The 19,784-nt window shown below is 75.0% G+C and carries 26 protein-coding genes and 1 pseudogene; 15 read left to right on the top strand and 12 right to left on the bottom strand.

Annotation, left to right across the window (positions count from 1 at the left end):
- Positions 1-8: 8 nt before the first annotated feature.
- A complete protein-coding gene (locus MY526_RS08985; protein ID WP_436703738.1) occupies positions 9-965 on the top strand; it encodes a 2-hydroxyacid dehydrogenase in 957 nt (318 codons plus the stop codon).
- On the opposite strand, the gene MY526_RS08980 is transcribed toward MY526_RS08985, so the two are convergent.
- Positions 952-1,467 (bottom strand): Clp protease N-terminal domain-containing protein, encoded by a 516-nt coding sequence (locus MY526_RS08980; RefSeq protein WP_436703737.1) that lies wholly within the window; start codon positions 1,465-1,467, stop codon positions 952-954. The two genes, MY526_RS08985 and MY526_RS08980, sit on opposite strands and share 14 nt — an antisense overlap.
- 15 nt (positions 1,468-1,482) lie before the next feature.
- On the bottom strand, positions 1,483-1,704 hold the full coding sequence (locus tag MY526_RS08975) for an RNA polymerase subunit sigma-70 (protein WP_436692703.1): 222 nt from the start codon (positions 1,702-1,704) through the stop codon (positions 1,483-1,485).
- Positions 1,705-1,834: 130 nt separating this feature from the next.
- Between MY526_RS08975 and MY526_RS08970 the strand changes: the two genes are divergently transcribed.
- Positions 1,835-2,284, top strand: a complete 450-nt coding sequence (locus MY526_RS08970; protein ID WP_436703736.1) for an SRPBCC family protein — start codon at positions 1,835-1,837, stop codon at positions 2,282-2,284.
- 43 nt (positions 2,285-2,327) lie between these two features.
- Here the strand turns inward: MY526_RS08970 and MY526_RS08965 are convergent, their stop codons facing one another.
- Positions 2,328-3,518 (bottom strand): NAD(P)-dependent malic enzyme, encoded by a 1,191-nt coding sequence (locus tag MY526_RS08965; RefSeq protein WP_436692706.1) that lies wholly within the window; start codon positions 3,516-3,518, stop codon positions 2,328-2,330.
- Between the two features lie 63 nt (positions 3,519-3,581).
- Between MY526_RS08965 and MY526_RS08960 the strand changes: the two genes are divergently transcribed.
- Positions 3,582-4,187, top strand: coding sequence for a dTDP-4-dehydrorhamnose 3,5-epimerase family protein (locus tag MY526_RS08960; protein ID WP_436703735.1), 606 nt, complete (start codon positions 3,582-3,584; stop codon positions 4,185-4,187).
- Here MY526_RS08960 and MY526_RS08955 read toward each other — a convergent pair.
- A complete protein-coding gene (locus MY526_RS08955; RefSeq protein ID WP_436692710.1) occupies positions 4,170-4,544 on the bottom strand; it encodes a S26 family signal peptidase in 375 nt (124 codons plus the stop codon). The two genes, MY526_RS08960 and MY526_RS08955, sit on opposite strands and share 18 nt — an antisense overlap.
- A gap of 54 nt (positions 4,545-4,598) precedes the next feature.
- On the opposite strand from MY526_RS08955, the gene sodN reads away from it, so the two are divergent.
- From sodN to MY526_RS08925, 6 genes are all read left to right on the top strand, one after another.
- Positions 4,599-5,000 carry a superoxide dismutase, Ni gene (gene sodN / locus MY526_RS08950; RefSeq protein ID WP_436692712.1) on the top strand — a complete coding sequence of 134 codons (402 nt, stop codon included), beginning with the start codon at positions 4,599-4,601 and terminating at the stop codon, positions 4,998-5,000.
- Between the two features lie 90 nt (positions 5,001-5,090).
- Positions 5,091-6,383: a PP2C family protein-serine/threonine phosphatase gene (locus MY526_RS08945; protein ID WP_436692714.1), complete on the top strand. Its 1,293-nt coding sequence runs from the start codon at positions 5,091-5,093 to the stop codon at positions 6,381-6,383.
- Between the two features lie 32 nt (positions 6,384-6,415).
- Positions 6,416-7,081 carry a phosphatidylserine decarboxylase gene (locus MY526_RS08940; RefSeq protein ID WP_436703734.1) on the top strand — a complete coding sequence of 222 codons (666 nt, stop codon included), beginning with the start codon at positions 6,416-6,418 and terminating at the stop codon, positions 7,079-7,081.
- An 11-nt stretch (positions 7,082-7,092) separates the two neighbouring features.
- Positions 7,093-7,920: a CDP-diacylglycerol--serine O-phosphatidyltransferase gene (gene pssA, locus MY526_RS08935; protein ID WP_436692720.1), complete on the top strand. Its 828-nt coding sequence runs from the start codon at positions 7,093-7,095 to the stop codon at positions 7,918-7,920.
- A complete protein-coding gene (locus MY526_RS08930; RefSeq protein WP_436692722.1) occupies positions 7,917-8,405 on the top strand; it encodes an N-acetyltransferase family protein in 489 nt (162 codons plus the stop codon). Before pssA ends, MY526_RS08930 begins: the two co-directional genes overlap by 4 nt.
- Positions 8,402-9,184: an HAD-IIA family hydrolase gene (locus MY526_RS08925; protein WP_436703733.1), complete on the top strand. Its 783-nt coding sequence runs from the start codon at positions 8,402-8,404 to the stop codon at positions 9,182-9,184. Before MY526_RS08930 ends, MY526_RS08925 begins: the two co-directional genes overlap by 4 nt.
- Before the next feature lie 4 nt (positions 9,185-9,188).
- On the opposite strand, the gene MY526_RS08920 is transcribed toward MY526_RS08925, so the two are convergent.
- Positions 9,189-9,671 (bottom strand): hypothetical protein, encoded by a 483-nt coding sequence (locus MY526_RS08920; RefSeq protein WP_436692725.1) that lies wholly within the window; start codon positions 9,669-9,671, stop codon positions 9,189-9,191.
- Positions 9,672-9,805: 134 nt separating this feature from the next.
- Here MY526_RS08920 and MY526_RS08915 point away from each other — a divergent pair, with 134 nt between their 5' ends.
- Positions 9,806-10,828 (top strand): diacylglycerol/lipid kinase family protein, encoded by a 1,023-nt coding sequence (locus MY526_RS08915; protein ID WP_436703732.1) that lies wholly within the window; start codon positions 9,806-9,808, stop codon positions 10,826-10,828.
- Positions 10,829-11,374: 546 nt separating this feature from the next.
- Positions 11,375-11,665, top strand: coding sequence for a WhiB family transcriptional regulator (locus tag MY526_RS08910; RefSeq protein WP_436692728.1), 291 nt, complete (start codon positions 11,375-11,377; stop codon positions 11,663-11,665).
- A 108-nt stretch (positions 11,666-11,773) separates the two neighbouring features.
- Here the strand turns inward: MY526_RS08910 and MY526_RS08905 are convergent, their stop codons facing one another.
- Complete coding sequence (locus MY526_RS08905; protein WP_436692730.1) at positions 11,774-13,258, bottom strand: sensor histidine kinase; 1,485 nt, start codon at positions 13,256-13,258, stop codon at positions 11,774-11,776.
- A 94-nt stretch (positions 13,259-13,352) separates the two neighbouring features.
- Here MY526_RS08905 and MY526_RS08900 point away from each other — a divergent pair, with 94 nt between their 5' ends.
- Positions 13,353-13,877 (top strand): GNAT family N-acetyltransferase, encoded by a 525-nt coding sequence (locus tag MY526_RS08900; protein WP_436703731.1) that lies wholly within the window; start codon positions 13,353-13,355, stop codon positions 13,875-13,877.
- Here MY526_RS08900 and MY526_RS08895 read toward each other — a convergent pair.
- Positions 13,874-14,104, bottom strand: coding sequence for a biotin/lipoyl-binding carrier protein (locus MY526_RS08895; protein ID WP_436692733.1), 231 nt, complete (start codon positions 14,102-14,104; stop codon positions 13,874-13,876). The two genes, MY526_RS08900 and MY526_RS08895, sit on opposite strands and share 4 nt — an antisense overlap.
- A 59-nt stretch (positions 14,105-14,163) precedes the next feature.
- A complete protein-coding gene (locus tag MY526_RS08890; RefSeq protein ID WP_436703730.1) occupies positions 14,164-15,210 on the bottom strand; it encodes a biotin carboxylase N-terminal domain-containing protein in 1,047 nt (348 codons plus the stop codon).
- Positions 15,211-15,416: 206 nt separating this feature from the next.
- Between MY526_RS08890 and MY526_RS08885 the strand changes: the two genes are divergently transcribed.
- A complete protein-coding gene (locus MY526_RS08885) occupies positions 15,417-15,491 on the top strand; it encodes a 50S ribosomal protein bL37 (RefSeq protein ID WP_014377707.1) in 75 nt (24 codons plus the stop codon).
- 154 nt (positions 15,492-15,645) lie between these two features.
- Here MY526_RS08885 and rsrA read toward each other — a convergent pair whose 3' ends face one another.
- A complete protein-coding gene (rsrA, locus tag MY526_RS08880; protein WP_436692737.1) occupies positions 15,646-15,981 on the bottom strand; it encodes a mycothiol system anti-sigma-R factor in 336 nt (111 codons plus the stop codon).
- Complete coding sequence (locus MY526_RS08875; protein ID WP_436692739.1) at positions 15,978-16,661, bottom strand: sigma-70 family RNA polymerase sigma factor; 684 nt, start codon at positions 16,659-16,661, stop codon at positions 15,978-15,980. Before MY526_RS08875 ends, rsrA begins: the two co-directional genes overlap by 4 nt.
- Positions 16,662-16,885: 224 nt before the next feature.
- Here MY526_RS08875 and MY526_RS08870 point away from each other — a divergent pair.
- Together MY526_RS08870 and MY526_RS08865 are read left to right on the top strand one after the other, a co-directional pair.
- Positions 16,886-17,146: pseudogene (locus MY526_RS08870) on the top strand (YbaK/EbsC family protein); the annotation flags it as partial.
- Positions 17,147-17,228: 82 nt separating this feature from the next.
- Complete coding sequence (locus MY526_RS08865) at positions 17,229-17,360, top strand: hypothetical protein (protein WP_436703729.1); 132 nt, start codon at positions 17,229-17,231, stop codon at positions 17,358-17,360.
- Between the two features lie 68 nt (positions 17,361-17,428).
- On the opposite strand, the gene MY526_RS08860 is transcribed toward MY526_RS08865, so the two are convergent.
- A complete protein-coding gene (locus MY526_RS08860) occupies positions 17,429-18,970 on the bottom strand; it encodes a fused MFS/spermidine synthase (RefSeq protein WP_436703728.1) in 1,542 nt (513 codons plus the stop codon).
- 1 nt (position 18,971) lies between these two features.
- Positions 18,972-19,718, bottom strand: coding sequence for an SOS response-associated peptidase (locus tag MY526_RS08855; RefSeq protein WP_436692744.1), 747 nt, complete (start codon positions 19,716-19,718; stop codon positions 18,972-18,974).
- Between the last annotated feature and the right edge of the window lie 66 nt (positions 19,719-19,784).

Raw genomic sequence — 19,784 nt, 5'->3', positions numbered from 1 at the left:
GGAGCCTCATGAGCGGGCACGTGTACGTCACCCGGCTGCTGGTCGACGACGCGATGGCGACGCTGGCCGAACTCGGGCCGCCCCTGGTGACCGGGCGGGAGGAGCCACCGACGGCCGAGGAGATGCGGCGCGACGTGGCCGGGGCCGTCGCCGTGGTGAGCACGCTGACCGACCGGGTGGACGCCGCGCTGCTCGACGCGGCCGGACCGTCGCTGCGGGTGGTCGCGAACGTGGCGGTGGGCTACGACAACGTCGACGTCGCCGCGGCGGCCGAGCGGGGCGTCGTCGTCACCAACACCCCCGGCGTGCTCGACGCCGCGACCGCCGACCTCACGATGGGCCTGGTGCTGGCCGCCGCGCGCCGGATCGCCGAGGGCGACCGCTTCCTGCGCACCGGCACGCCCTGGATCTGGGGGCCGCGGATGATGACCGGCCTGGACGTCTCCGCCGGGGCCACCCTCGGCGTCGTCGGCTACGGGCGGATCGGGCGGGCCGTGGCCCGCCGCGCGCGGGCGTTCGACATGCGGGTGCTGGCCACCCCGACCCGCACCCCGCTGGGCCCCGACGACGGTCCGGTGGAGTTCCGGGAGCTGCCCGAGCTGTTCGCGGAGAGCGACGTCGTCACCCTGCACTGCCCCCTCACCCCGGAGACCCACCACCTGGTGGACGACGCCTCGCTCGCCCGCATGAAGCCGACCGCGCTGCTGGTCAACACCGCCCGGGGCCCCGTCGTCGACACCGACGCGCTGGTCCGAGCCCTGCAGGAGGGCCGGCTGGGCGGCGCCGCGCTCGACGTGTTCGAGGGAGAGCCGCGGGTGGACCCGCGGCTGCTCGCGCTGGAGCAGGTGGTGCTGACCCCGCACCTGGGCAGCGCCGCCGACCGCACCCGCAGCGCCATGTGTGCCCTCGCGGTGCGCAACGTCGCCGAGGTGCTGGCCGGACGGCCGGCGCTCACCCCGGTGTGACGTCGAGGCCGACCTCGGCGCGCGCCGCGTCCCGGAGGCGGTCCCGGTCGACGCCCAGCGCGGTGAGCGCGCGGATCGCGGTCCCCCGCTCGAGGGCGCAGGCCGCCGCGACGACGTGCGCCCCCTGCAGGAGGGCGGGCCGCGTCGACGTCGACAGCGCGACGGCCTCCTGGAAGACCTGCTGCGCCTGAGGGGTCGAGCGGAGCACGCCGGTCGCGGGGCCGCGCAGCCCGGAGGCGGCCGGGGAACGGTGCTCGGCGTCGACCCCCACGGCGGCCAGGGCGCTCACGTGCGCCGCCTCGACCGCGCGCCGCAGCTGCTCCGGGGCAACGCCGACGCGGGCCAGGGCCCGGAGCGCCGTGCCGTCGGGCAGCGCCGCGGCGGCCAGCAGCAGGTGCTCGGGGCCGGGCGTCTCCTCCCCGCTCCGCCGCGCCTCCGCCTCGGCGCCGGTGAGCAGCCGCCGGATCGTCCGCACGTCCCGCACGGCGTTGACCACTCGCATCGACGTTCCTCCTGGCTAGCGGTCGCGCCGCGCGCGGACCTCGGGTGCGAACTTCTTGTGCGCCGCCTGGGCACTGATGCCGAGCGCCTCTCCGACCTGGGCCCACGTCCAGCCCTGCGCGATCGCCTCGGTCACCGCGTCGACCTCCAGCGCGGTCGCCAGCCGGCGCAGCGCCACCACGGCCGCCAGCGCTGCCTCGGGGTCCTCCGGTGGCGGGAGGGGCTGCGGCTCGGCCACGCCATCAACCTAGATTGATGCTCCGCGTGCCGTCAACCACCGTTGATGCGCACCCTGGACGCGGACCGGGGACCCGAGGAGGCTGTCGCTGCCGGCCCGAGGCCGGCACTCCGGCGGGAGGGGCCGGCCGATGCGCTTCCGGTTCAGCTTCCACACCCGGGCGACGCCCGAGCAGGTGTGCACCGCGTTCACCGACGTCAGCGACCGTCGTCTGCAGATCTGGCGACGCACGCTCGACCCGGCGAAGTACGAGGTGCGCGAGGCCGGCGACCACTGGGCCGTCCTCCGGGAGGGCAGCCGCGGGACCGGGATCTGGGTGCTCCTCCGGTACGAGTGGCCCGACCCCGGCACCATCCGGTGGACGCTCCTCGACAGCGACCACTGCGACCGCGGCCGCGGCGAGGTCGTCGTCACGCCGGGGGCGGGCGGCGGGAGCAGGGTCGACGTCGTCATCGACCACGGCGCGCCCCGGGGGTTGCGCGGCCGGGCGATCCTGCTCGGCCAGCGCCTGGCCGGCCCGCTGGCGTTCCCGCGGCTCTGGCGCTCGACCCTCGACGAACTGGCCGCCACCTCCGTCTGAGCGGAGTCGCCTGGTGACGGGGACCGTCACCGGGCGACTCCGCTCAGCGGGTGACGCCCTGCTCCCGCGCGCAGGCTGACACGGCGGCGGCCACGGCCGCGGCGACCCGGCGGTCCAGCGGGCTGGGGACGACATAGTCCGGGCGCACGTCCGCGCCCACCACGTCGGCGATCGCGGTGGCGGCGGCCAGCTTCATCTCCTCGGTGATGCTGGTCGCGCCGGCGTCGATCGCCCCCCGGAACACCCCGGGAAAGGCCAGCACGTTGTTGATCTGGTTGGGCTCGCCGCTGCGCCCGGTCGCCACGACCGCCGCGTACTTGGCGGCCATCTCCGGATCCACCTCGGGGATCGGGTTGGCCAGCGAGAACACGATGCACTGGGGGGCCATCGAGGCGATGGCCGCCTCCGGCACCGTTCCGCCGGACAGGCCCAGGTAGACGTCGGCCCCCTCCAGCGCACCGGTCATCGTGCCCGCGTACCCGGCCAGGTTCGTGTTCTCCGCGACCCACCGCTTGATCGGCGTGAGGTCCTCCCGGCCGAGGTGGATGACCCCCTTCGAGTCGGCCACGGCGATGTCACCGACGCCCGCCTCGAGCAGGATCTTGGAGCAGGCGATGCCCGCCGCCCCGGCCCCGGCGACGACGACCCGCAGGTCGCCGAGCTCGCGCCCGACCACCTTCGCCGCGTTGCGCAGCGCGGCCAGGACGACGATCGCGGTGCCGTGCTGGTCGTCGTGCATGACCGGGATGTCCAGCCGGTCCCGCAGCCGCTCCTCGATCTCGAAGCAGCGCGGGGCGCTGATGTCCTCGAGGTTGATCCCGCCGAAGGACGGCGCGATCGCCACCACCGTCTCGACGATCCGGTCGACGTCGGTGGTGGACAGCACGATCGGCACCGACGAGATGCCGGCGAACTCGCTGAACAGGCAGGCCTTGCCCTCCATGACCGGCAGCGCGGCGGCCGGCCCGATGTCGCCGAGGCCGAGCACGGCGGTCCCGTCGGAGACGACGGCGACCACCCGCGGCGCCCAGGTGAACCGGCGGGCCAGCGCCGGCTCGGCGGCGATGGCGCTGGAGACGCGGGCGACGCCCGGCGTGTAGGTCAGCGCGAGGTCGGCGACCGAGTCGATCCCGCGGGTGGGCCGTACGGCGAGCTTCCCTCCCTCGTGCACCGCGAACGCCGGGTCATCGGCGAAGCGGTCGACGGTCGCGTCCTGCAGGTGGTCGGCGCCCATGGACCCGGCAGCGTAGACCAGCCGCCGCCGGGGATCTGCAGCCGTGGGCGTTACCGTCCTGACGTGCAGATCCGGGAGCTCGCCGTCCGCGACGCCTACGTCATCGACCTCGTGGCGCACGGCGACGCGCGCGGCCGGTTCACCGAGTGGTACCGCGCCGACGTCCTCTCCGCCGCGGTGGGTCACGCCCTCCCCCTCGCCCAGGCCAACCACAGCGTGTCGGCCCGGGGCGCGCTGCGCGGCGTCCACTTCGCCCTCGTACCACCGGGGCAGGCCAAGTACGTGTACTGCCCGGCCGGGCGGGTGCTCGACGTCGTCATCGACGTGCGGGTCGGCTCCCCGACGTTCGGCCTGCACGACTCCGTCGTCCTCGACGGCGAGCAGCCCCGCGCGGTGTACCTCGCCGAGGGCCTCGGCCACGCCTTCCTGTCACTGGCCGACGGCAGCTCGGTGACCTACCTCGTCTCCAGCGCCTACGACCCCGCCCGCGAGGTCGGCGTCGACCCGCTGGACCCCGAGCTCGGCCTGCCCTGGCCGGCCGACGTCGAGTTCGCGCTGTCGGCCAAGGACCGGGAGGCGCCCAACCTCGCGCAGGCCCGGGAACAGGGCCTGCTGCCCACGATGGCGGAGTGCGAGGCGCGGTACGCGCTCCTAGGCACCGGCGGCTGAGCCGAGCCGGCCCGGCCGCGGCCAGAGCCGGCCCACCACGCGGCCGACGACGACCGCAGGGCCGAACGCGCGGCTGTCGTCGGCGACGAGCGGGTTGTCACCCTCGACCCAGTGGCCGCCGGGCACTCGCCGGCGCACCCTCTTGACCACGAGCAGCTCCGGGCGGGCGGGGAACCGGGCCAGGACGACGGCACCCGGGCGGATCCCGTCGCCGGCGCCGACCCGGCGCACCAGGAGTCGGTCGCCGTCCCGCACCGTCGGCGACATCGAGGGGCCCGACACCCGGGCCATGACCCACGGCGTGACCAGCGGCGGGACCGCTGCGGGGCCTCGGGCCTCGGACCTGTCGGAGCGCATCACCGGGAGTAGGGTCCCAGACGAACCGACCCACGAGACCCGGAGGGCAAGTCCATGCGTTTCCGCATGTTCTCCGCCGTGGAGGCCACCGCGCACTGCGACCTCCCCTGCGGCGTGTACGACCCGGCCCAGGCCCGCATCGAGGCGGAGTCCGTCAAGGCGATCCAGCAGAAGTACCAGGACAACGAGGACCCGGTCTTCCGCACCCGCGCCATCCTGATCAAGGAGCAGCGGGCCGACCTGGTCAAGCACCACCTGTGGGTGCTGTGGACCGACTACTTCAAGCCCCCGCACTTCGAGAAGTACCCGCAGCTGCACGAGCTGTTCAACAAGGCCACCAAGCAGGCCGGCGCCTCCGGCGGCAAGGGCAGCATGGACCCGGCCGAGGGCCAGAAGCTGCTCGACTACATCGCCGAGATCGACAAGATCTTCTGGGAGACGAAGGCAGCTGCCTGACCATCCCCTCGACAGCGGCGCCGGCCGGCGGGACTCCCGCCGGCCCGGCGCCGCGGCCGGTTCCGACCCACGCACCGGACGGCGGTCGCCGTGAGCACCGCCGTCGCCGATCCAGCACGCCCGCCAGACGACCCAGCCCGGAGGTTCGCGATCGACGTCGGCGCCCTGCTCCACCGGGTCGAGGCCGCGGCACCGATCGAGGCGGTCGAGGCCGTGGCCGCGGCGCTCGCCGAGCAGGTCACCGCCCGGCAGGTCAGTTTCCTGATCGCCGACTTCAGCGGCCGGGCCGTCGTCCGCCTGACCTCCGCCGGGCCGGTCGAGGGCGCCCGCACCCGCGACGGCGAGCAGGCCGAGACGGTGCCCCTCGACGGGAGCGTCTTCGGAGAGGTCCTGCGGACCCAGCGGGTGGACGTGCGGACGGAGGGCGACGCGTACCGGCTGATCGTCCCGGTGACCGACCGGGGCGACGCGATCGGGCTGATCGAGCTGCTCCTGTCGCAACCCCCCACCCCCCAGCAGGTCGCGGAGGTGGCCGGCGCCGCGCACGCGCTGGCCTACGTCGTCATCGCCGCCCGCCGGCACACCGACGTCTTCGAGTGGGGCATGCGCTCCACGCCGTTCACCCTCGCCGCCGAGATCCAGCGCCGGCTCCTGCCGAGCGCCTACACCTGCGAGGGGGCGCAGTTCACCCTCGCCGGGTGGATGGAGCCGGCCAGCGAGGTGGGTGGCGACACCTTCGACTTCACGCTCGACCGAGACACCCTCCAGCTGTCGGTCACCGACGCCGTGGGCCACCAGGTCCCGGCGGCGTTGCTGGCCACGCTCCTCGTCGGCGGCCTGCGCAACGGCCGGCGCCGCGGTCTGGACCTCGCCGCACAAGCCCGCTACGCCGGCGACGCCTTGGCGGAGAACTCCGCCGCGGGGCAGTTCGTCACCGGCCAACTGCTCCGGGTGGACCTCGGCACCGGGTCGGCCGGCGTCGTCAACGCCGGCCACCCGTTCCCCCTCCGGCTCCGGAACGGCCGGGTCACCGAGATCCCCCTGGCGATCGACCCCCCGTTCGGCGTCTGGCCCGGCTGGGACTTCCGCGTCCAGCCCTTCCCGCTGGAGCCGGGCGACCGCGTGGTCTTCCTGACCGACGGGATGCAGGAGCGCAACGCCGCCACGTTCGACGTCGCCGCCGCGCTCGCCGACTCCGCCGACCTCCACCCGCGCGAGGTGGTGCACGCCCTCGGCGCCGCGGTGCTGCACGCCACCGGCGGCGACCTGCGGGACGACGCGACGATGCTCTGCCTGGACTGGTACGGCGGCCCGCCCCGAGCCAGGGACAGCGAGTACGGCGCCGACCACGCCCGCGTCTCGCCGTCCGCCACCCCCCGGTGACGGCGGGTGCATCCCGGTACCGTCTGACCCCGATGCGCATCGATCCGGCCGGGTGGCCCTTCATCGCCGGTCCCGTGGCCCCAGCGGCCCTGTTCACCGCCGCCGGGCGGTTCACCGGCCGGCGCGGGCTCCGCGTCGCCGCCTGGCCGTTCCTCGTCCTCGCCGCCTACATGACCCTGTTCTTCCGGGATCCCGACCGGCGCTGCGACGCCGAACCGCCCGACCCCGACGACGTCGTCTCACCTGCCGACGGCGTGGTCATGGTCGCCGGCGAGCCCCAGGAGGGCGTGGCCCCCGAGGGCGAGTGGCAGCAGGTCAGCGTCTTCCTCTCCGTCGTCGACGTGCACGTCAACCGGTCCCCGTACCACGGCGAGGTCGTCGAGAGCTCCTACCGCAGGGGCAGCTTCCTGGCCGCCTACCGCAAGGAGTCGGCGCACCGCAACGAGCGCAGCGAGATCTGGCTGCGCGACGGCGACCGCACCGTGGTCTTCCGGCAGATCGTCGGCGTCCTGGCCCGCCGCATCGTGACCCGCACCGGCGTGGGCCGGCGGCTGGCCACCGGCGAGCGGATGGGCCTGATGAAGTTCGGGTCCCGGATGGACGTCTTCGTACCCCGTGAGTGCACGATCACCGTGCGTACGGGCCAGCGGGTGCGCGGCGGGGAGACCGTCGTCGCCCGGTGGTCCCCGGCCGGCTGAGGAGGCGGCCCATGCCCAGCTCCGCGTCTGGCGCACGCCCTCCGCAGACCCGCCGCACGGCCACGGTCGAGTTCGTCCGGGGCTCGGTCCGCGGCACCCGCCGCCGGGCGCTGGCCACCCTGCCCAGCATGTTCACGCTCGCCAACATGCTGTGCGGCTTCGCCGCGATCCTGGTCTCCATCCGGGGCCAGTACACGCTGGCCGCCGTCCTGGTCGGGTTGTCGGTGGTCTTCGACATCACCGACGGCGCCGTGGCCCGGCTGGTCGGCGCGGTCACCCCGTTCGGCCTGCAGTTCGACTCGCTCGCCGATCTGGTCTCCTTCGGGCTGGCCCCGGCGCTGCTGGCGTTCACCCTGTTCTCCGAGGGCCGCGACGAGTGGGACCCGCTGGGCTGGGTCGTCTGCTTCCTGTGGGTGGCCTGCGCGGCGATCCGCCTGGCCCGCTTCAACACAACGATCGACCCGACCGCGGACAAGCGGTACTTCACCGGGATGCCCAGCCCCGGCGCGGCCGGCGTGGTCCTGGCCTCGGTGTTCGCCTTCGGCGACCAGATGCAGGGCCGCGACCGGCTGTGGGTGCTGCTGATCGTCGCCGTCCCGGCCCTGCTCATGGTCAGCCGGATCCGGTTCCGGTCGTTCCGCTCGCTGGTCAGCCCGAAGAGCGGCCGCCCCTACGGCCTGGTGCTGGCGGCCCTGGCGATCGTCGTGGGCTTCGCCCTGGCGCCCGTCGTCACCGGCTGCGTCCTGGCCTACGGCTACCTCCTCGCGCCGGTGCTCGTGCCGGTGCTGTCCCCGCTCGGCCGGCTGGTGCCGGCCCGACTCAAGGAGCTGCTGACATGAGCGTCCGGCCGATCCGTCCCGACGACGTGCCGGCGGTCGTGGGGCTGGTGCGGGAGCTGGCCGAGTACGAGCGGGCCGCGCACGAGGTGCGGCTGACCGAGGAGCAGCTGACCACCGCGCTGTTCGGCGACTCCCCCAAGCTGTTCGGTCACGTCGCGACCGCCGGGGACGGGGTCGTCGTCGGCACAGCGCTGTGGTTCCTCAACTTCTCCACCTGGCGCGGCACCCACGGCATCTACCTCGAGGACCTCTACGTCCAGCCGCAGCACCGCGGCAGCGGCCTGGGGCGGGAGCTGCTGCGCACGCTCGCCGAGCTGTGCGTCGATCGCGGCTACGACCGGCTGGAGTGGGCGGTCCTGGACTGGAACACCCCGTCGATCGACTTCTACAAGGCCGCCGGCGCGGTGCCGATGGACGACTGGACGGTCTTCCGGCTCACCGACGACGCCCTGCCCGGCTTCGCCGCCGACCGGCGCGTGCCGTGAGCCTGGAGCGCGGGCTGGCCGAGTGCTGGCTCACCGACATGGACGGCGTCCTGGTGCACGAGGGCCAGGCCCTACCCGGCGCCGCGGACTTCCTGCAGCGCCTGGTCGACCGGGAGCGCCGGTTCCTCGTGCTCACCAACAACTCGATCTTCACCCCGCGCGACCTCGCCGCCCGGCTGGCCCGCTCGGGCCTGCACGTGCCGGAGGAGTTCATCTGGACCTCCGCGCTGGCGACGGCGGCCTTCCTGTCCGGCCAGCTGCCCGGCGGGTCGGCCTACGTCATCGGCGAGGCGGGGCTGACCACGGCGCTGTACGAGGCCGGGTACACGCTCACCGACACCGACCCGGACTACGTCGTCCTCGGGGAGACGCGCACGTACTCGTTCGAGGCGATCACCCGCGCCATCCGGCTGGTCGGCCAGGGCGCGCGGTTCATCGCGACCAACCCCGACGTCACCGGGCCCTCCCCCGAGGGCCCGCTGCCGGCCACCGGGTCGGTGGCCGCGATGATCACGAAGGCGACCGGAGCGGAGCCCTACTTCGTGGGCAAGCCCAACCCGATGATGTTCCGCAGCGCGATGAACCGGATCGAGGCCCACTCGGAGTCCACGGTCATGGTCGGCGACCGCATGGACACCGACGTCGTGGCCGGCATCGAGGCCGGGCTGCACACCATCCTGGTGCTCACCGGTTCCACCGCCGCGGCCGACGTGGGCCGCTTCCCGTTCCGGCCGAACCGGGTGCTCGACTCGATCGCCGACGTCGTCGCGCTCGTGTGACCGCTCAGCGGCGGTAGAACGCCAGCCGCGCCTCGGGGGTGAGCAGCAGGTAGATCTCCAGGCCGACCAGGACCAGGATCGGGACGCCGATCAGCGGCCGGCCGGCCTCGAACGCCGAGGTGTAGCCGAAGAGCCCGAGCAGCACCTGCAGGACGACGACCGGGCCGCGCGCCCAGCCCGACACCCGCCAGAGCCCGACGGACGCGGCGGCGAGCAGGACGGCGAAGAAGGACACGTAGACGATCTCGGCCACGGCCCGGCTCACGCTGTCGGCCGCCGACGTGATCGTCAGGTACAGCAGCACCAGCGCGAGGACGCCCAGCGCCACGGCCTCCACCGCGACGACCAGGGCGGCGCGCCGGACGGCCGCCGGCGCCTCGGCCCGGGGCTGGGCGTGGCGCGGTGCGCTGCGCTCGGCGGCGCCTCCGAGCAGCCGCTCGGCCCGGCGTCCAGGCCGCGGCGGGCGGGCTCCGGGCTGCTCGGTCACGGCCGCGAGGGTACGCGCCACGGCGCTCCGCCCCGGTCGCGCCGAACGCCGCGACGCAGGCCACGGGCGGCCCAAGGAGCCCGCCCGCCCCGCGCCTGACCGTCCGTTGCCGCTGCGCTGGCTAGCCTGGGCAGATGCGTGCGCTCGTGGTGGCCAACCCCGCGGCGACGACGACCACCCGGGGGGTGCGGAACGACGTCCTCACCACCCTGGCCGGGGACCTCAAGGTGGACCTCGCCGAGACCGCCCACCGCGGCCACGGCCGCGACCTGGCCCGGCAGGCCCGGACCGAGGGGGTCGACGTCGTCGTGGCCCTCGGCGGCGACGGCACGGTCAACGAGGTGGTCAACGGCCTCCTCGCCGACGGCCCGGGGCCGGACGTGCCCGTCCTCGCCGTCGTGCCGGGCGGGTCGACGAACGTCTTCTCGCGCGCCGTCGGTCGCTCCCGGGACCCCCTGACGGCGGCGACGGAGATCGTCGACTGCCTCCGGGACGGCCGCACCCGCCGCGTGGCCCTGGGGACGGCCAGTGCCCGCGGGACGACGACGAGGCCCGCGCACGTCCCCGACCCGGCGCTCGCCCAGGCCGTCGCCGACACCGCGGCGGCGACCCACCCCGAGTGGACCGACCCCCGCTGGTTCGTCTTCTCCGCCGGCCTGGGGTTCGACGCCGACGTCATCGGCCGGGTAGAGGCGCACCGGGCCCGTGGACGCCGGTCCACCGGCCTGCTCTACGTGCGGGAGGCCACGAGCGCCTTCGTGCTGGGCCACGAGCGCCGGCGCCCCGCGATGACGCTGGAGCTGCCCGAGGAGCCGGCGCTGGACGGGCTGTTCCTGTGCCTGGTCTCCAACGTCGCGCCCTGGACCTACCTGGGCACGCGGCCGGTGAACCCGAGCCCGGAGGCGTCCTTCGAGACCGGGCTGGACGTCTTCGCGATGGGCCGCATGGGCGTCTTCCGGATGCTGCACCACGTGCGGCAGGTCTTAGCCCGGCGGCCCGACGCCCGGGGCCGCGGGGTGCACCGTCGGCACGACCTGCCGTGGCTCACGCTGACCGCGGAGCGGCCCCAGGGCTGGCAGGTGGACGGCGACCACCTGGGGACGGCGACGGGGCTTCGGGTGACCAGCGTCCCGGCCGCCCTGCGCGTCGTCGGCTGACGCCGGCGGGAGCATCGCAGCGAGCGCCAGCGAGCGAGGAGCGGACCGGTGGCGGAAGCCGACCCGTGGACACCGTCGGCTGACGCCGGCGGGAGCATCGCAGCGAGCGACCGAGCCGACAGCGAGTGAGCATCGCAGCGAGCGCCAGCGAGCGAGGAGCGGAGCGAGCGCGGAGGCGAGCGGGATCGCAGCGAGCGAGGAGCGGACCGGTGGCGGAAGCCGACCCGTGGACACCGTCGGCTGACGCCGGCGGAGGACTGAGAGGTCTCGCTGTCCGGCCTCTCACCTGCGTCTTCGTGCACATCTGGGCGCGGTTGTCAACGCTCGACACGCGTCCGACCCGAGTCGAGTGGCGCACCTAGCATGCCCGTGGTGAGCTTGCTCACGAGGGGTCGACCGAAGCCCTCGATCTGCTTGACAGGTCTCCTCTGCGTGAAAACATCGCGGGAGGAAAGCAACCTGTCGGTAACAAATGCACGAAGTCGCTGTGCCATGGCGCTGGACACCCCGGTGCCGGCCTGCGGAGCGGTCCGAGGCCGGCGACTGATGCACCACACCGTAGACGACATCGAGGAGATCACCGCCATGGACTGGCGCCACCGCGCGCTCTGCCGCGACGAGGACCCGGAGCTGTTCTTCCCCATCGGGACGACCGGCCCCGCCCTCGGTCAGATCGAGCAGGCCAAGGGTGTGTGCCGGCGCTGCCCCGTCGTGGAGTCCTGCCTGGACTGGGCCCTGCGCTCGGGTCAGGACTCCGGCGTCTGGGGCGGGCTGTCCGAGGACGAGCGGCGCGCCCTCAAGCGGCGCCAGGCTCGCACTCGGGTGCACACCGCCTGACCCACGCCGGCACCCGGGCTCTCCGCCCGGCACCGCCGCACCGCACCGCCACGAGGCCGGTCCCGGAGTTCCGGGGCCGGCCTCGTGGCGTCCGCGGGCTCGACGGCGTCAGCGGCGGATGCGGCCGGCCCCCGGGAGGCTGAGGACCACCTCGGTGCCCGGCTGCCCGTCCTCCGGCGCCCCCATGGCGAGCGTGCCGCCCAGCTCACTGGTGACCAGCGTCCGCACGATCTGCAGGCCCAGGCCGTCGCTGGTCGCCGGGTCGAAGCCGGCCGGCAGGCCACGCCCGTCGTCCCGCACCCGGACGACGAGGTCGTCGCCGTCCCGCTCGGCGACCAGCTCGATCGAGCCGGGGCTGCCGTCCGGGAACGCGTGCTCGGCGGCGTTGTGCAGCAGCTCGGTGACCGCGAGGACCAGGGGCGTGGCGGCGACCGCCGGCAGCTCGCCGAACCGGCCGACGCGCCGGGTGCGGGCCGCCGGGCCGACCGAGGTCAGGTCGCCGAGCATGGGCAGCACCTGGTCGAGGACCGCGTCGACGGCGACGACGTCCTCGCGGCTGCCGGCCAGCGTCTCGTGCACCACCGCGATCGAGGCCACCCGGCGCACCGACTCCTCGAGCGCCTCGCGCGCGGCGGGCTCGGTCATCCGGCGGGCCTGCAGCCGCAGCAGCGCGGCCACCGTCTGCAGGTTGTTCTTCACGCGGTGGTGGATCTCGCGGATCGTGGCGTCCTTGGTGAGCAGCGCCCGGTCGCGCCGGCGGACGTCGGTGACGTCGCGGACCAGCACCAGCGCGCCGGCCTCCGCACCCGGGGCCTGCAGCGGCAGCGCCCGGACCAGCATCGTGCCCGCGAGGCCCTCCACGTCCATCGGGTCGGGGAACCGGCCGCCGACCGCCGCGCGGATGCCGGCCGCCACCGCCTCGCCGGCCACCCGGTCGGCCGCCGCGTTGCGGGTCAGCCGGGCCAGGTCGGCGCCGACGACGTCCCCGATGACGCCCATGCGGCGATACGCCGACAGCGCGTTGGGGCTGGCGTAGACGGCGAAGCCGTCGTCGTCCAGCCGGACCAGGCCGTCCCCCACCCGCGGGCTCAGCTCGGCGTCCAGGATCTTCTGGGGCGGGAAGGTGCCGGCCGACACCATGAGACAGAGGTCGGCGGCGATGTCGAGGTAGGTCAGCTCCAGGGTCGACGGGGACCGGGTGACCGCCAGGTTCGTGTCCCGGGCGAGGACGGCGACCACGACGCCGTCGTGCCGCACCGGGATCACCTCGCGGCGGCGCGGGGCCACGCCCGACCAGTCCGGCTCGCCCTCCGTGACCGGGCGCCCCTCCCGGTGGGCCACCTCGAACGGCTCGGCGGGCGGCCCGTCCACCTCGCTGCCGACGAGGTCGTCGGGCTGGCTGGTCGGCGCCGTGAGCGGCCGGACCTGCGCCACGCACCACCACGAGCCGCTGGCCAGCGGGACCCAGAGGGTGAGGTCGGCGAAGGAGAGGTCGGCCAGCAACTGCCAGTCGGCGACCAGCCGCCGGGCGTGGTCGACCTGTTCGGGCGCGGAGGCCGCCCCGCGGGTGAGGCGTTCGGAGAGGCTGCTCATGGTGCCTCCGAGGGTAGATAGGGGGTCTCCTCCCCCCACCCGCTCCCGGGCTCGCGGCGGGACCCCCTCCACGAGGGCCACCTACGCTCGGGCCGTGGTCTCCCCCGCCGGTGCGCCGTCCGTGCCCGCCGAGCCCGCCGTGTCGGTCGGGCCGGCCCGGCCGGAGGACTTCCCCGCCATCGCCGACCTGACCGTCCGCGTCTACGTCGACGGCGGGCTGACCGGCCCCGGGTACACGCCCGAGCTGGCCGACGTCGAGGGCCGGGCCACCCGTGCCGAGCTGCTGGTCGCCCGCGACTCGGACGGGCGGGTCGTCGGCAGCGTCGCCCTCGTGCTGGACGGGGACTTCGGCGAGGTGACCGAGTCCGACGACGAGGCCGCCTTCCGCATGCTCGTCGTCGACCCCGCGGTCCAGGGTCAGGGTGTCGGCACGCTGCTGGTGACCACGTGCCTGCACCGGGCCCGGGCGGCCGGCAAGCGCCGGATGGTGCTCTCCACCGGCCCCACCATGACCGCCGCGCACCGGCTCTACGAACGGCTGGGGTTCACCCGGCTGCCGGAGCGGGACTGGGCGCCCGTCCCGGGCATCGACCTGATGGTGTACGCGCTGGAGCTCTAGTCGGCCGTCGACGACACCGTGGCGATGAGGTCGCCCTCCTGCAGCACCTCGCCCTCCACGACGTGCAGCTCACGCACCGTGCCGGCCTGCTCGGTGAGGACGGGGATCTCCATCTTCATCGACTCGAGGATCACCAGGGTGTCGCCCGCCGAGACCTCGCTCCCCGGCTGAACGAGCACCTTCCACACGCTCGACACCATCTCGGCGTGGATCTCCTCGACCGCCACCGGCACCTCCTCGCTGACCTGCGTCCATCCAAGCACGCGGGCCGACGGCGGCCGTCCGGTCAGCTCCTCCGGGCGGCGTGGCCGGCGGCGAGCCGGTCGAGCACGGGGAGGATCTCGGGCCCGTCGTGCGGAACGCCGGTCTCCGGCAGGCCGGTGAGGACCTCGCTGGCCGCTCGGGCCGCGGTGGCGGTGTCGGGGCCGCTGGCGCTCACGGTTGCGAGCAGGGCGTCGTACCAGCCGTCGAGCCGGTCGCCGGGGTCGTAGCCGCTCACCGCCACCAGCTCGACGTCCGGCCTCGCTCCCGTCCGCCGTCCCGACTCCGGCAGCCGGCCGGTGACCCGGCCGGCCGATCCAGGCGGCAGGGTCGACCGCAGCTGGACGACGACCGCCTTGCGCGGCGTGCGGCCGGCCGTCTCCCGGGTGACGGCGCGGCCCCGCACGGCGCTGCGCAACGCCAGGTCGACGGCGTCCACGCCGTGCGCCCGCTCGAGGACGGCCATGTCGAGGGAGAACCCGGCGGCCACCTCGGCGAGCTCGCCGTCGGGCGAGATGCCGACGGTGACCAGGCCGCGCCAGCCGATCTCCGACAGCCGCTCAGCCGCGGGCGGGAGCTCGACCGGTTCGTCGGGGGTCCAGGAGACCCGGGCGATGCCGGCGGCGCGGTCGCGGGAGACCGGCGTGGTGTAGCGGAGCCCGGCGTCGGTGACCCAGGCGAGGAGGCCCCGCTCGCTGGCCGGCTCGACCCCGTCCCCGCCCAGCCGCTCCAACACGGCCGCGGACGGCCCGACCCAGGTCAGCCCGGCGGCGACGACGGCGCCGGCCAGCCGGGCATTGCCGGCCAGCGCGGGCGGCACCGGGAGGACGGCGGCGACCCCGCTGCGCCGGGCGGCCTCGACGATCCGGTCGACGGCGAGGTAGGACTCGGCCGCCGGCGCCGGGCCGAGCAGCACGGCGTCGTCGGCCAGCCGGACGTGCCGGGCGGACCGCTCGGCCTCGGAGTGGACGGCGACGGCCTTGACGCCCAGTCGCGAGCAGGCCGCCACAACCGCGCACGCCGCCGGGCCGCGCCCCGCCACGAGCACGCTCTCGATCCCGCCCTGTGGCACCGTGCCGTCCTCCCCGAGTGCACCGTCGTCCGTCCCCAGCCTCACCGCTGCCCGGCCGGACCGCCACAGGCAGGCCCGGGCGGGCGCGTGAGAAGCTGGGGCGTCAGCTTGACGGGTCGACCGGTGCCACGCACACGGGGGCACCGGGGCACGGACGCAGAAGGGCCCCTCGGGGCCGGAACACCGACGAGGAGAGGAGGGCAGCGATGTCCAAGCGTGGACGCAAGCGGCGCTCCCGCAAGGGGAACAAGGCCAACCACGGCAAGCGCCCCAACGCGTGACGACAGCCCCGGGAGCATCGAGCGAGCGCCAGCGAGCGAGGCGCGGACCGGGGCGGGGAGCACGCTGAGAGAGTGCCCCGTCTTCCGGGACGGGGCCCCGACGCGAGAGGCCCGGGACCCTGACGGGTCCCGGGCCTCTCGCGTTCAGCAGTCGTCAGGCGGTGGGGCGCTCCTGCGTCCGCTCGGCGGACACGCGCTCGACGCTCACCTGGGTGCCGTCCTCCTCGAAGGCGACGCTGGTCAGCTGGACCTTGATCCGGTCGCGCAGGCCGGGCGGCGGGGCGTCCCCACCGCAGCGACGGCGGACCAGCGCCTTGAACTCCTGCTCGATGCCGAACTGCCGGAGACAGGGCGAACAGTCCTCGAGGTGCTCGGCGATGAGGTCACGGCGGGCGTCGTCGGTCTCGTGGTCGAGGAACTCGAAGACGTGGGACAGCACGTCGTCGCACGAGTGGATCTCGATCGGGTCGCCCCGGTCCTCGTCGCTCACGACTGCGTCGCCTCCTCGCCGGTGCCGGCGCGGACGAAGCCGCGCTCGCGTGCGTAGTCGGCCAGCAGCTTCTGCAGCCCCCGGCGACCGCGGTGCAGACGGGACATCACCGTGCCGATGGGCGTGCCCATGATCTCGGCGATCTCCTTGTAGGCGAACCCCTCGACGTCGGCGAGGTAGACCGCCAGCCGGAAGTCCTCCGGCAGCTGCTGGAGGGCCTCCTTGATGTCGGAGTCCGGCAGGTGGTCCAGCGCCTCGATCTCGGCCGACCGCAGCCCGCTGGAGGTGTGCTCCTCGGCGGCGTACAGCTGCCAGTCCTGCACCTGGTCGGTGGGGTACTGCTGCGGCTGGCGCTGCTTCTTGCGGTAGCTGTTGATGTAGGTGTTCGTCAGGATCCGGTACAGCCAGGCCTTGAGGTTGGTGCCCTCGGCGAACTGGTGGAACGCGGAGTAGGCCTTGACGAAGGTCTCCTGGACGAGGTCCTCGGCGTCGGCGGGGTTGCGGGTCATCCGCAGCGCCGCCGGGTAGAGCTGGTCGAGGAAGGGCAGCGCGTCGCGCTCGAAGCGGGCGTCGCGCTCGGCGCGCGTCTCCGCCACCTCGGTACGGCTGCCGCCTGCGCGCGCCTCGGGGACCTCCACCGGGGCGGTCTCGGGGTTCAGGTCCGCGGACTCCTCAGGCACCGACCGTCCTCTCTGCGGACCCCGGACGCGGGGTACCGCCTCGGTCGATCCTAGCCGCGCGGTGTCGGGGCGGCCCGGGGGCCGCCGGTGCGCGACCCGGTGGCGGGCGCTGGAGGACAGGGCGTTGCTCACGGGCTGTCCAACCGCGCCGGTGCGCGCCTCCATTCCCGTGCGACCCGGATCTCCGTCGCCGTCCCCTGGGCCCCTGGCTAGGCTCCCGCGCCGTGGCGGCGACCCCGGCGGTGCGGGCCCTGGAGAAGGCCCGCGTGCGGCACACCCTGCACCCCTACGACCCTGAGCACCCCTCCGACCAGGGGCACGGCGAGGCCGCCGTGGCCGCGCTCGGCGCCGACGCGCGTCAGGTCTTCAAGACCCTGGTGACCCGGGTGGACGGCGCCCTCACCGTCGCCGTCGTCCCGGTGAGCGGCAGCCTTGATCTCAAGGCGCTGGCCGCCGCCGCGGGCGGACGCCGGGCCGCGATGGCCGAGCCGGCCGACGCCGAGCGGACGACGGGCTACGTGCTCGGCGGCATCAGCCCCCCTGGGCCAGCGCAAGGCCCTGCCGACCGTGGTCGACGAGTCCGCGCTCGGCTTCGACACAGTGCTGGTGAGCGCCGGCCGGCGGGGCCTGCAGGTCGAGCTGGCCCCGGCCGACCTGGTGCGGCTCACCCGGGCCCGCACCGCCCCCATCGGCCGCTGAACGCCGTCGCTCTCCGCGGAGAACGACGGGAGTGTCAGCGACGGTTTCCGCGGAGAACGTCCGGGGTGTCAGGAGCCGGGGGCCGCGTACGGGGTGAGCAGCTGGTCGACCGGCGCGTGGTCGTCGGTGAGCACCTCCGCGTCCCCGACGAACCCGTCCAGCCGCTCGCCGTCGGTCACCCGCCAGGTCAGCCCGTGCCCGCGCAGCGCCGCGTCGATCGCCGCGGTGGGCAGCGGCTGCCGGGAGGCGACCGCGACGACGTTGCCGCCGTCGTCCCCCGCCAGCACCGCATCCCGGGCCAGCAGGCCCACGTGCGGGAAGACGGCGCGCAGGGTGGCCAGCTCCGCGCGGACGAAGCCCATCGGCGGGTGGTCGATGAGGTTCGCGACGTACACGCCGCCGTCGGTGAGCGCGTCGTCGACGAGCCCGAGCGCCTCCACGGTGGTCAGCTGCCACGGCACCGACAGCCCACCGAAGGCGTCCCCCACCACGAGGTCGCGCTCCCCCCGCGGCTCGTCGGCCAGGCCCACCCGGGCGTCGACGACCCGGACCCGCAGCTCGTCGCTCTCGACCAGCCCGAGCTGCTCGCGGTCCATCGCGACCACGCCGGGGTCGACCTCCAGCACGAGACTCGTCGTCCCGGGGCGGACCTCGGCCAGGTAGCGCGGCACGGTGACCCCGCCGCCGCCCAGGTGCAGCGCCGACAGCGGCTGCCCCTCCGGGGTCATCGCGTCGGTGACCGCGGCGATCGCCCGGACGTACTCGAACTCCAGGTGCGTGGGGTCGGCGAGGTCGACGTAGGAGTGCCGCAGGGTGTCGAGCCGGAGCACCCGGCCGGTCTCCCGCTCGGGATCGGCCGCCACCCGTGCGCAGTGGTAGGCGGTCTCGGCCTCGCACGGCGTCGGCGCGACGGCCGCCAGCAGCGAGCCGGCGAGCGCGAGCACGAAGAGGCCGACCGGCACCCGGCCCGCGCCGCCGCCGGCCCGGCGGTGCAGCAGCAGCCCCACGGCGCCCCCGGCGAGCACGGTGACCAGGCCGGTACCGACGAGGATGCCGCTGGTCGGGAAGATCGCGATGAGCAGGAACCCGGTGACGAACGTGGCCGCGATCCCCCCGAGGGTCCCGATGCCCGACAGCCGGCCGACGACGGAGCCGGTCTCGGCCAGGCTGGCCAGCTGCAGCTTCACCACCATGGGCGGCACCGCCGACAGCAGCGCGGCCGGGACGACGACGGCGACCGCGGCCAGCAGCAGCACGCTGCCGGCGTCCGCCCCGGTCAGCCACGAGCCGGCGAAGCGGACCAGCGGGAGGACGGCGACGACCAGCGCGCCGCCGGCGACCATGAGCGGGGCGATCAGCCGCCGGGGGTCGGTGCGGTCGGCGGCCCACCCGCCGGACCACGCGCCGAGCGCGATCGCGGCCAGGGCGAACCCGATGACGGCGGTGTTGGTCTGCAGCGTGATGCCGACGTAGGGCGCGATCAGCCGCAGCCCGGCGATCTCGAGCACGAGCACCGCGCCCGAGCACAGGAACGTGACGACCACGGCCACCCAGTCCGGCAGGGCGCCCGGCCGGGTCGCGGGCTCGACCGCCTCCTCGATACCGGCCACCTCAGAACAGCGCGGGCTGGTCGGCCGGCGCGCTGACCGACTCGGCGCGGGCGGTCAGCTCGGCGCCGTTGTTCTTGACGCTGTTGACGGCGGTGGTCACCGGCCGCAGCTCCAGCCCCTCCACCAGCTCGGGCGGGGTGGGCTCGGTCAGCGCCTCGACGTCGTCCCGCCCCGGGTCGAGCCAGTCCGCCCAGCGCTCCTGGGGCAGCAGGAGCGGCATCCGCTCGTGGATCTCGGTGAGCGCGCCGACGGCGGGGGCGGTGACCACGGTGCAGGTGTACAGCCGGTCCTCACCCCGACCCCAGACCTCCCACAGCCCGGCGAAGGCGAGCACCGAGCCGTCCTCGGGGGTGATGAAGTAGGGCTGCTTGCCCGGGGAGTCCAGGCGCTTGGCCCACTCGTACCAGCCGTCGGCGGGCACCAGGCAGCGCCGGGAGCGGGCGGCGGCCCGGAACGCCGGCTTGTCGGTGAGCGACTCGACCCGGGCGTTGAGCAGCCGGTTGCCGACGGAGGCGTCCTTCGCCCACGAGGGCACCAGCCCCCAGCGGACCGAGCGCAGCTCGCGGTGCCCGCCGCCGGTCGGGCTGCCCTCGGCGTCGCGCTCCTTCTTGTGCCGCACGACGTAGACGTCCTTGGTCGGGGCGACGTTGTAGTCGGCCGGCAGCGCGGACTGCCCCTCGGCGCGGACCGCCTCGAACTCCAGGACGAGGTCCTCCGGACGGCGGCTGGCGGCATAGCGGCCACACACGGTGCGCACTCCCTCCCCGGGCGGGCGCAGGTCCGCCCGGACGACGGCCGGCGACCCCTGCGGTCG

Origin of the sequence: Geodermatophilus sp. CPCC 205761 (assembly GCF_051383655.1) — a bacterium.
In the GTDB taxonomy this organism is placed as follows: domain Bacteria; phylum Actinomycetota; class Actinomycetes; order Mycobacteriales; family Geodermatophilaceae; genus Geodermatophilus.
Note: the sequence above shows the minus strand (reverse complement) of the source record. Positions and strands in the feature narration are given on the sequence as shown.